Raw genomic sequence first — 10,506 nt, 5'->3', positions numbered from 1 at the left:
ACGACGGTCCACTCGACGCTGGCGCCGGTGCGGACCATGGTGGCGGTGCGCGGGTGCAGGGCGTGGATGTCCTGGAAGTAGGAGGACAGCCGCGGGCGCAGCGACTTGGCCTTGCCGACGTAGATGACCCGGCCGTCCTTGTCCCGGAACCGGTAGACGCCCGGGTCGACCGGGATCTCACCCGGCTTCGGGCGGTAGGACACGGGATCGGCCACGCTTTCACTCTAGGAGCCGGGTCGGACTCCCGTTCGGCACCCGTCCTGTCTGCGCCGACCCTCGGCGCATGCCCGATGGGTCAGTGGACGTAGACCGAGTCGCCGCTCACCGTGGTGGTCTTGGCCGGCAGCGGGCTCCTGGCCTGGCTGGAGGGGGTCGGGGCGCCCGTGGAGATGTCGAACATGCTGCCATGGCACGGGCAGACGATCTTCCCATTCTGGACCTGGGTCACCTCGCAGCCCTGGTGGGTGCAGATCGCGCTGAACGCCTTGAACTGGCCCGCCGACGGCTGGGTGACGACGAAGAGAGCCGAATCGTTGATGACACCTCCGCCCACCGGGATCTCGGCCGTCTTGACCGGGGTACCGCTCGGCGCCCCCGCGCCGGATGCCCCGGACCCGCCAGAGCCGCTGGACTCGGGGGCCGACCCGGACGTGGTGCTCGGTGCGACGCCGGTCGTGGGTGGGGTGGTGGAGCCGCCGCAGGCTGCGAGGGCGGCAACCCCGACGACCCCGGTGCCGCCGACGCCCGCCGCGCGAAGCATCGTCCGTCGGTCCATCCCAAGATGGCCGTCGCGCTGCTCACCGGGCGCGGTCGACGTGGGTGCTGGCTGGTCTGACAATGGCCTCGTCCTGCCTGGTGGGTGAAGGGAACCTTGTGAGCGGCCACACATCTCGTTGCCGGTTCAACGAACTGTGCGGACCATCGTGCCGACCGCAACTGTCAAGCACCTGTGGTGACGCCATGTCAGGGTGGCCGGTTCAGTCGACTACTAGCCCCGTCTCAGGAAGTGGACGCCACCTCATCGGCACTGAACACCGAATCGAGACATCACAAGACGGACACGGACACGCTTAGCGCGGGTTCGACCACCGCCGCGACGAACTACGCTGCGTTCGCTCGCGGTTGTCGCGACGGGGCCGGGGGGCTCCCCCGCGTCCGAATCTCCAGGAGGATCTGTGCACCAGCGTTCCATCGTCCGGATCGGGGTACCGCTCGCCGTCGCGGCGCTCGCCCTGACCGCCTGCGGCTCCCGCGGCGACTCCGGCACCACCAGTGGCGGCAGCACCGGCGGCGCCACGAAGACGGCCAAGATCGGCGTCATCGCCCCGCTCTCCGGGGACCTGTCCGCCCTCGGCAAGGGCATCCAGCACTCCGTCGAGCTCGCCGTCAAGCAGGCCAACGACACCAACGCCGTGCCCGGCTGGAAGCTCGAGGTCTCCTCGGTCGACGACCAGGCCCAGGCCGACGTCGGCAAGAACGCCGCCACCAAGCTGGCCGCGGACGACCAGGTCGTCGGCGTCGTCGGCGACCTGAACTCGAGCGTGAGCCAGCAGACGCAGCCGATCTTCGCGGCGGCCAACATCACCCAGATCTCCCCGGCCAACACCAACCCGAGCCTGACCATCGGCGCGGACGCCACGGCCCCGAAGCGGGCGTACAAGACGTACTTCCGTACCTGCACCACGGACGCGGTCCAGGGACCGTTCGCCGCGCAGTACCTCCTGGCGCAGGGCATCAAGAACGTCGCGACGATCCACGACAAGAAGGCCTACGGTCAGGGTCTCGTCGCCGCGTTCACCACGGAGTTCACGAAGGGCGGCGGCACCGTCGTCGCGGCCGAGACGATCAACCCCGACGAGTCGAACTACCAGGCCGTCGTGTCCAAGGTCGCGCCGTCGAAGCCGCAGGCCGTCTACTACGGCGGCGAGTACCCGCAGGCCGGTCCGCTCTCGCAGCAGATGAAGTCCTCGGGTCTGAACGTCCCGCTCATGGGTGGCGACGGCATCTACGACCCGAAGTACATCCAGCTCGCCGGTTCCACCAGCAACGGTGACCTGGCCACCTCGGTCGGCGCCCCGACCGACAGCACCGACACCGGCAAGAAGTTCCTCTCCGAGTACCAGGCGGCCGGCTACGCCGAGCCCTCTGCGGCCTACGGCGGTTACTCCTACGACGCGGCCAACGCGATCATCCAAGGGCTCAAGTCCTCGCTCGCGAGCGCGAGCGACGCGAAGTCGGCCCGGACCACGACGATCGACGCGGTCGGCAAGGTCTCGTTCGACGGCGTCACCGGCAAGGTCGCGTTCGACCAGTACGGCGACTCGACGAGCAAGGTCCTGACCGTCTACAAGGTCGACGCGGGCAAGTGGGCCGCGGCGAAGACGGACACCTTCAAGTAAGTCGCGAAGCAACAGTCAGCACGAAAGCCGAAGACACGAGGGCGGGCTTGCTCGACAAGCCCGCCTTCGTGCTGTCCGGGGGTGCACAATGCCCGCGGGCGGGCAGTATGCGGCGACACGAGCGGCAGCGGTACGAGTGGGCAAGCGCGGACGGCCGGTACCGGCCAGTGAGGAAGCTCCTGTGACGGCTCAGCACCCCAGTCAGGTCATCGCTCAGGTGATGGACACATGACCGACGTCCTCCAACAGCTGGTCAACGGGCTGACCCTCGGGTCCCTGTACGCGTTGATCGCGGTGGGCTACACGGTGGTCTACGGCATCGTCCAGCTCATCAACTTCGCCCACGGCGAGGTCTTCATGATCGGCGCCTTCGGGGCGCTGGCCACCTGGAGCGCGCTGTTCCAGGGCACCCTGGCCCTCTGGGTGCTGCCCATCATGATGATCGGCGCGATCATTGCGTCGGTCGCGGTCGCGGTGATCATGGAGCGGTTCGCCTACCGTCCCCTCCGGAACGCCCCACGCCTGGCACCGCTCATCACCGCCATCGGCGTCTCGGTGTTCCTCCAGGAGGCGGTCCGACTGTTCTACCCGGGCGCCAAGAGCAAGCTGCCGTTCCCGCCGATCGACGTCGTGACCGGCCCGGCGCTGCAGATCGGCGGGCTGACCATCCAGCGGGCTGCCATCTTCACCGTGGGCGCCCTGGTCATCTGCGCCGCGCTCCTCTGGTACTTCGTCAACCGCACCAAGCTCGGCCGCGGCATGCAGGCGGTCTCCCAGGACCCCGACACCGCCCGGCTCATGGGCATCAACGTCGACCGGATCATCGTCGTCGCCTTCGTCCTCGGCGCGGTCCTCGCCGCCGTGGCCGGCGTCGCCCAGGGCCTGCAGAACCAGAACATCGACTTCCGGATCGGCTTCCTCGCCGGCCTCAAGGCCTTCACCGCCGCCGTGCTCGGCGGCATCGGAAACATCCAGGGCGCCGTCCTCGGCGGCCTGGTCCTCGGCGTGGTGGAGGCCTTCGCCACGCAGTTCATCCCCGGCCAGTTCGGCGGGTCGGCGTGGAAGGACGTGTGGGCCTTCGTGCTCCTCATCGTCGTCCTCGTCTTCCGGCCGCAAGGCCTCCTCGGCGCAAGGGTGGTGGACCGGGCATGAGCGATCGACTCGACTCCCTGCGCGAGCGGTACCAGCGGCTCGGCTGGCCTCTCGGCCTCGCCGGCGCGATCCTGCTGGCGGCCGGCACGTTCCTGTCCTGGAGCTACGTCGCCACGATCCTCGGCAACCTCTCGGTGTACGTCTACCCGGGCAGCGTCCAGCTCTTCGCCCTGTTCCTGGCCCTGGGTGCGATCGCGTTCCTACTCATGTACCGCGGTCCACTGCACCGTCTCGGCGACTGGTTCAAGTCGGCCCTCGCGGTGCGCACCCTCGGTCTCGGCTCGGCCGTGTTCATGACGATCGTGCTGCTGCTCATCGCGATACAGAGCGGCGGCCTCATCAACATCGACCCGGGCGGCTGGGTCTCCTGGGTCGGCAGCCTGCTCCTGGCCGCCGGCGGGCAGCTGATGCAGGTCCGCCCGATCAACGACCCGATCAAGGCCAAGCTGCCCGGCTGGGTCGAGATCCTCGTCATCGTCATCCTGCTGGCGCTGGCCCTGTTCGGCTCCGCGTTCGCCCTGGGCCAGGAGGACGGCAGCGTCTTCCTGCTCTTCTTCGTCGCGCTGGGCACGGCCATCTGGGCGCTGGCGTCCTGCGGGTTCTTCACCTGGATCGGGATCCTCGCCGCCCGCCACCGTCGGGTTCTCATGCTCGGCGCCTTCGTCGTGGCGTTCCTGTTCCCGTTCACCCAGGGCGGGTCCGACGCGAACATGTCGATCGCGACGCAAGTCATCATCTTCGCGGCCACGGCCATGGGCCTGAACATCGTCGTCGGCCTGGCCGGGCTGCTCGACCTCGGGTACATCGCCTTCCTGGGCGCCGGCGCCTACACCGCCGCCGTCCTCTCCGACTCGGCATTCGCCACCGTCCACTGGAAGCCGCCGTTCCTGCTCGTCGTCCTCATCGGCGCCTGCGTCTCGGCCACCCTCGGCCTCATCATCGGAACGCCGACCCTGCGCGTCTCCGGGGACTACTTGGCCATCGTCACCCTGGCGTTTGGGGAGATCTTCCGGCTGACCATGGGCAACCTCGACGGGAGCAACGGGCCGAACCTCACCCGAGGGCCCAACGGCATCCCCGCCATCCCGGACCTCGTCGTCTTCGGCTGGGACTTCGGTGAGACGCACACCGTGGCCGGCATCCCGCTCGGCCGGTTCGCGAACTACTACTTCCTGCTGCTGATCTTCGCAGCCTTCGTCATCACCGTGTTCGTGCGGCTCAACAACAGCCGGATCGGCCGGGGTTGGGTGGCCATCCGGGAGGACGAGAAGGCCGCCGAGGCGATGGGCGTCAACGTCTTCGGCCTCAAGCTCTTCGCGTTCTCCAGCGGCGCGTTCCTCGCCGGCATGGCTGGCACGGTCAAGGCCCACCAGGACGTATCGGTTACCCCAGACCAGTACGTGTTCCTTAACTCGGCGTTCCTGCTCGCGGCTATCGTCCTCGGCGGCATGGGCACCGTGGCCGGCGTGCTCATCGGGTCGGCCATCCTCCAGGTGCTGCCCGAGAAGCTGCGGTTCATCTCCGACTACCGGCTGCTCATCTTCGGCTTGCTGCTCGTCATCATGATGCGGTTCCGGCCGGAAGGCATCATCGCCAGCCAGCGTCGCAAGCTGGAGTTCCACGAGGACGACCAGGAGCTGGCCGAACGCATCGAGGAGATCCACCTCGAGGAAGAGGAGGCGACGGCATGACCGCCACCCCCACCCGACCCGACACCGCCCCCGCGGGGGGCCGCGAGTTCGGCGAGATCGTCCTGCAGGCCAAGGGGGTCGTCATGCGGTTCGGCGGCCTCACGGCGGTCAACGACGTCGACCTCGTCGTCCGCGAGGGCGAGATCGTCGGCCTCATCGGCCCCAACGGCGCCGGCAAGACGACGTTCTTCAACTGCCTCACCGGCCTCTACAAGCCCACCGAGGGCGAGGTCACGTTCAAGGGGGCGATCCTGCCGCCGAAGCCGCGCAAGGTCGTCCTCGCCGGGATGGCCCGCACGTTCCAGAACATCCGGCTGTTCGGCAACATGACGGCGCTCGAGAACGTCATGGTCGGGCGCTACTGCCGGACCTCGGCCGCGGGCTTCACCTCGATCATCCGCGGTCCGAAGTTTCGCCGCGAGGAGGCCGAGACCCGGGCTCGGTCGCAGGAGCTGCTCGACTACGTGGGGCTGGGCAAGTCCGGGGAGTACCTCGCCCGCAACATGCCCTACGGAGACCAGCGGCGCCTGGAGATCGCCCGGGCCCTGGCCACGGACCCCCAGCTGCTCCTCCTCGACGAGCCCACCGCGGGCATGAACCCGCAGGAGACCCGTCAGGCGATGGAGCTGATCTTCAAGATCCGCGACAGCGGCATCGCCGTGGTGGTCATCGAGCACGACATGCGCTTCATCTTCACGCTCTGCGACCGGGTGCTCTGCCTGGTCCGGGGCGAGACCCTCGTCCAGGGCTCGCCCGCTGAGGTCCAGTCCGACCCGCGCGTCATCGAGGCCTACATCGGCACCGGGGACGAGGACGACGAGGAGGCCGCCGAGGTGGAGCGCGAGCTCGACGAGCTGGACCAGCGGTTCCCCGCCGAGCATCCCGACGACGCCAAGCGGACCACCGACTACCCCCACGACTCCCGCGGGGCGACCGAGGGCGAGGGAGGCCGCCAGTGACCGCCATGCTCGAGGTCAACGACCTCCACGTCTCCTACGGGAAGATCGAGGCGGTCAAGGGCATCACCTTCTCTGTCGACGAGGGCCAGGTCGTCACGCTCATCGGCACCAACGGCGCCGGGAAGACGACCACCCTGCGCACCATCTCCGGGCTGCTGCGGCCCAGTGGCGGGAGCATCAGCTTCCAGGGCAAGCCCATTCACAGCGTCGCCGCCCACGACATCGTCGCGCTCGGCATCGCCCACTCCCCCGAGGGCCGGCGCATCTTCCCGCGGCTCAGCGTCGAGGAGAACCTGATCCTGGGCGCCTTCGCCCGCAAGGACCAGGCGCAGATCCGCACCGACCTGCACGCGGCATACGACCTCTTCCCGATCCTCGGGGAGCGCTCGAAGCAGCCGGCCGGGACGTTCTCCGGTGGCGAGCAGCAGATGCTCGCGATGGGACGCGCCATGATGAGCCGGCCCAAGCTGCTCATGCTGGACGAGCCGTCGATGGGCCTGTCGCCGCTGATGATGAAGCGGATCATGTCGACCGTCCGGACCCTCCAGTCCCAGGGCACGACGATCCTGCTCGTCGAGCAGAACGCGCAGGCGGCGCTGAAGCTGGCCGACAAGGGCTACGTGCTCGAGGTCGGCAGTATCGTCCTCGACGGCACCGGCCAGGAGCTGCTGGCCAGCGACGACGTCCGGAAGGCGTACCTCGGCGAGGACTGATCCGGGCCCGTCTCTTTGACCCCGCATCACCGACGAAGGAGTCGCCGTGAGCACGCTCGACACCGTTGCCCTGATCCGCGCCAAGCCCGGATCGGAGTCGGTGGTGCTGGACGCGCTCACCGAGCTCCGGGTGCACACCCGGGCCGAGGAGGGCTGCCTGCGCTACGACCTGTTCGAGTCGGCGGCCACGCCCGGGACCTACGTCACGGTGGAGGAGTGGACCGACCAGGCGGCCCTCGACCAGCACCTCGGCTCTGCGCACATCGCCGCAGCCCTCGCGGCGGTCGACGGTGCGTTGGCCGGCCCGCCGGCGATCCACCCGCTCACCCCGGCCTGACCCGACGTCGTCGGGGTTGCCGGGTCAGGCCGGTCGGCGTCTGGGCGTTGCCGCCTTGGCTGCCTTCTTGGCTGCCGGTGTAGCCACGGTCCGGGTGGGCAGGGACTTCTTCGTGGCCGCGGTCTTCTTCGTGGCGGTTTTCGTGCTGGCCTTGGTGGTGGTGGCGGCGGCCTTGGTCGTCGTGGTCCGACGACGCGCGGCCGCGGCGGCGACGCTGGGACGGGCGGCACGCATACCGGCGCGGCCCTTCTCCAGGATCGGCGCGAGGAACTGGCCGGTGAACGAGTGCTCCATCGCCGCGACGTCCTCCGGCGTCCCCTCGCCGATGACCAGTCCGCCGCGCTTGCCGCCCTCGGGGCCGAGGTCGACGATCCAGTCGGCGCTCTTGATGACGTCGAGGTTGTGCTCGATGACGATGACCGTGTTGCCCTTGTCGACCAGCCCCTGGAGCACCTCGAGGAGCTTGCGGATGTCCTCGAAGTGGAGTCCGGTCGTCGGCTCGTCGAGGACGTAGATGGTCCGGCCGGTGGACCGTTTCTGCAGCTCGGTGGACAGCTTCACCCGCTGCGCTTCACCGCCCGAGAGGGTCGGCGCCGGCTGGCCCAGCCGGACGTAGCCCAGGCCCACCTCGTTCAGCGTCGACAGGTGGCGGGAGATGGCCGGGACCGCCGCGAAGAAGTCGGCGGCCTCCTCGATCGGCATGTCGAGGACGTCGGCGATGGTCTTGCCCTTGAAGTGGACCTCGAGCGTCTCTCGGTTGTACCGCGCGCCGTGACACACCTCGCACGGCACGTAGACGTCGGGGAGGAAGTTCATCTCGATCTTGATGGTGCCGTCGCCGGAGCAGTTGTCGCACCGGCCGCCCTTGACGTTGAACGAGAACCGGCCCGGTTGGTAGCCCCGGATCTTGGCCTCGGTGGTGTCGGCGTAGAGCTTGCGCATGTTGTCGAACACGCCGGTGTAGGTGGCCGGGTTGGACCGCGGCGTGCGCCCGATCGGGCCCTGGTCGACGTGGACCACCTTGTCGAGGTGCTCCAGGCCGGTCACCGTCTTGTGGCGGCCGGGGACGTGGCGGGCGCCGTTGAGCTTGTTGGCGAGGACGTTGTAGAGGATGTCGTTGACCAGGGTCGACTTGCCGGACCCGGACACCCCGGTGATCGCGACCAGCGTCCCCAGCGGGAGCGACACGGAGATGTCCTGGAGGTTGTTCTCCCGCGCGCCGACGACGGTGACCTTCTTGCCGTTGCCCGGCCGGCGGACCGGCGGGACCGCGATCTCGCGGCGGCCGGAGAGGTACTCCCCCGTGATCGAGTCGGCGTGCTCCAGCAGACCCATGACGCTGCCGGAGTGGACCACCTGTCCACCGTGCTCGCCCGCCCCCGGGCCGATGTCGACGACCCAGTCGGCCGCGGCGATGGTGTCCTCGTCGTGCTCGACGACGATGAGCGTGTTGCCGAGGTCGCGCAGCCGGGTCAACGTCTCGATGAGCCGGTGGTTGTCGCGCTGGTGCAGGCCGATCGAGGGCTCGTCGAGGACGTAGAGCACGCCGACCAGGCCGGACCCGATCTGGGTCGCCAGCCGGATACGCTGCGCCTCGCCGCCGGACAGCGTGCCGGCCGGCCGGTCGAGCGACAGGTAGTCGAGGCCGACGTCGAGCAGGAAGCCCAGTCGCGCCTCGATCTCCTTGATGACCCGCTCGGCGATCTGCCGCTCGCGCACCGAGAAGTCGACGTCGGCGAGGAACTCGGCCGCCTCGTTGATGGCCAGCGCGCAGATCTCGGAGATGTTCTTGCCGCCGATGAGGACGGCCAGGATCTCCGGCTTCAGGCGGGCGCCCTTGCACTGGGGGCAGGGCACCTCCCGCATGTAACCCTCGTAGCGCTCCCGGCTCCAGTCGGAGTCGGTCTCGGCGTGCCGCCGCTTGACGAACGGGACCACCCCCTCGAACCCCGTGGTGTAGGAGCGGTCGCGGCCGTAGCGGTTGCGGTACTTGACGTGGACCTTGTAGTTCTCGCCGTAGAGCAGCGCCTCCTTGGCCCGCTCGGGCAGGGCCTTCCACGGCGTGTCCATCGAGAAGCGGAGGTCCTCGCCGAGCGCGGCGATGACGCGCTGGAAGTAGTCGGCCGAGCCGGAGCCCTGCGACCAGGGAGCGATGGCACCGTCAGCCAACGACAGGTCGTCGTCGGGGACCAGCAGCTCGGGGTCGACCTCGAGCTCGGTGCCGATTCCGGTGCAGCGCGGGCAGGCGCCGTAGGGCGCGTTGAACGAGAAGGACCGTGGCTCGATCTCGTCGATGGCGATCGGGTGGTCGTTGGGACAGGCCATCTTCTCCGAGAACCGGCGCTCTTTGGGAAGGGACGGGTCGGCGTCGTCCTTCGAACTGTCCACGTCGACGAACTCGATGAGCAGGACGCCGCCCGCCAAATTGAGCGCGGTCTCGACCGAGTCGGTCAGGCGTCGCTTGGAGCCGGCGTCGCCGCCCTTGGCCACCAGCCGGTCGACGACCACCTCGATGGTGTGCTTGAGCTTCTTCTCCAGCAGCGGCGGCTCGGTCAGCGAGACGACCTCGCCATCGACGCGGGCCCGCGAGAACCCCTTGGTCTGGAGCTCGGCGAACAGGTCGACGTACTCACCCTTGCGTCCCTTGACGACCGGCGCGAGCACCTGGAACCGGGTGCGGTCGGGCAGCTCCAGCAGTCGGTCGACGATCTGCTGTGGGCTCTGCCGGGTGATCGCCTCGCCACAGATGGGGCAGTGCGGACGGCCGGCCCGCGCGAACAGCAGCCGGAGGTAGTCGTAGACCTCGGTGATCGTGCCGACGGTCGACCGCGGGTTGCGGTTGGTCGACTTCTGGTCGATCGAGACGGCCGGCGACAGCCCCTCGATGAAGTCGACGTCGGGCTTGTCCATCTGCCCGAGGAACTGGCGCGCATACGAGCTGAGCGACTCGACGTAGCGGCGCTGGCCCTCCGCGAAGATCGTGTCGAAGGCGAGCGAGGACTTGCCGCTGCCCGAGAGCCCGGTGAAGCAGATCAGCGCGTCGCGTGGCAGCTCGACGGAGATGTCCTTGAGGTTGTGCTCCCGGGCGCCGCGCACGATGAGGTGGTCGTGCCCCAGGGGGCGGAACGGAGAGTCCTCCGGCGGGGCAGCGAGAGGTGACGCGTCGGGCACTGGACAACCCTAAGCGTCGTCACCGACAGCCACTAACCGACGGTCGAAGGAGGGGTGTCAGGAGCGGACGACGACGTTGAGCGG

General features: G+C 68.9%; 9 protein-coding genes. 6 read left to right on the top strand and 3 right to left on the bottom strand.

The genetic code is table 11. The features are described 5' to 3' along the window. Nucleotides 1-215: GIY-YIG nuclease family protein (locus VIG79_RS07815; RefSeq protein ID WP_331884287.1), on the bottom strand; the 215-nt coding region annotated here is incomplete at its 3' end. An 80-nt stretch (nucleotides 216-295) separates the two neighbouring features. Continuing rightward, nucleotides 296-775: a Rieske (2Fe-2S) protein gene (locus VIG79_RS07810; RefSeq protein WP_331884284.1), complete on the bottom strand. Its 480-nt coding sequence runs from the start codon at nucleotides 773-775 to the stop codon at nucleotides 296-298. A 400-nt stretch (nucleotides 776-1,175) separates the two neighbouring features. On the opposite strand from VIG79_RS07810, the gene VIG79_RS07805 reads away from it, so the two are divergent. From VIG79_RS07805 to VIG79_RS07780, 6 genes are all read left to right on the top strand, one after another. After that, on the top strand, nucleotides 1,176-2,399 hold the full coding sequence (locus VIG79_RS07805) for a branched-chain amino acid ABC transporter substrate-binding protein (protein ID WP_331884281.1): 1,224 nt from the start codon (nucleotides 1,176-1,178) through the stop codon (nucleotides 2,397-2,399). A 228-nt stretch (nucleotides 2,400-2,627) separates the two neighbouring features. Then, nucleotides 2,628-3,551, top strand: a complete 924-nt coding sequence (locus VIG79_RS07800) for a branched-chain amino acid ABC transporter permease (RefSeq protein ID WP_331884278.1) — start codon at nucleotides 2,628-2,630, stop codon at nucleotides 3,549-3,551. Further along, nucleotides 3,548-5,242, top strand: coding sequence for a branched-chain amino acid ABC transporter permease (locus VIG79_RS07795; RefSeq protein WP_331884275.1), 1,695 nt, complete (start codon nucleotides 3,548-3,550; stop codon nucleotides 5,240-5,242). Before VIG79_RS07800 ends, VIG79_RS07795 begins: the two co-directional genes overlap by 4 nt. Next, nucleotides 5,239-6,201: an ABC transporter ATP-binding protein gene (locus tag VIG79_RS07790; RefSeq protein WP_331884272.1), complete on the top strand. Its 963-nt coding sequence runs from the start codon at nucleotides 5,239-5,241 to the stop codon at nucleotides 6,199-6,201. The genes VIG79_RS07795 and VIG79_RS07790 overlap by 4 nt, the downstream gene beginning before the upstream one ends. Continuing rightward, nucleotides 6,198-6,914 carry an ABC transporter ATP-binding protein gene (locus tag VIG79_RS07785; RefSeq protein ID WP_331884269.1) on the top strand — a complete coding sequence of 239 codons (717 nt, stop codon included), beginning with the start codon at nucleotides 6,198-6,200 and terminating at the stop codon, nucleotides 6,912-6,914. Before VIG79_RS07790 ends, VIG79_RS07785 begins: the two co-directional genes overlap by 4 nt. Nucleotides 6,915-6,960: 46 nt before the next feature. Continuing rightward, nucleotides 6,961-7,251 carry a putative quinol monooxygenase gene (locus VIG79_RS07780; protein ID WP_331884266.1) on the top strand — a complete coding sequence of 97 codons (291 nt, stop codon included), beginning with the start codon at nucleotides 6,961-6,963 and terminating at the stop codon, nucleotides 7,249-7,251. A 24-nt stretch (nucleotides 7,252-7,275) separates the two neighbouring features. Here VIG79_RS07780 and uvrA read toward each other — a convergent pair whose 3' ends face one another. Further along, on the bottom strand, nucleotides 7,276-10,422 hold the full coding sequence (gene uvrA, locus VIG79_RS07775) for an excinuclease ABC subunit UvrA (protein WP_414672601.1): 3,147 nt from the start codon (nucleotides 10,420-10,422) through the stop codon (nucleotides 7,276-7,278). Nucleotides 10,423-10,506 lie beyond the last annotated feature (84 nt).

This window comes from Lapillicoccus sp. (genome assembly GCF_036559105.1).
In the GTDB taxonomy this organism is placed as follows: domain Bacteria; phylum Actinomycetota; class Actinomycetes; order Actinomycetales; family Dermatophilaceae; genus Lapillicoccus.
Note: the sequence above shows the minus strand (reverse complement) of the source record. Positions and strands in the feature narration are given on the sequence as shown.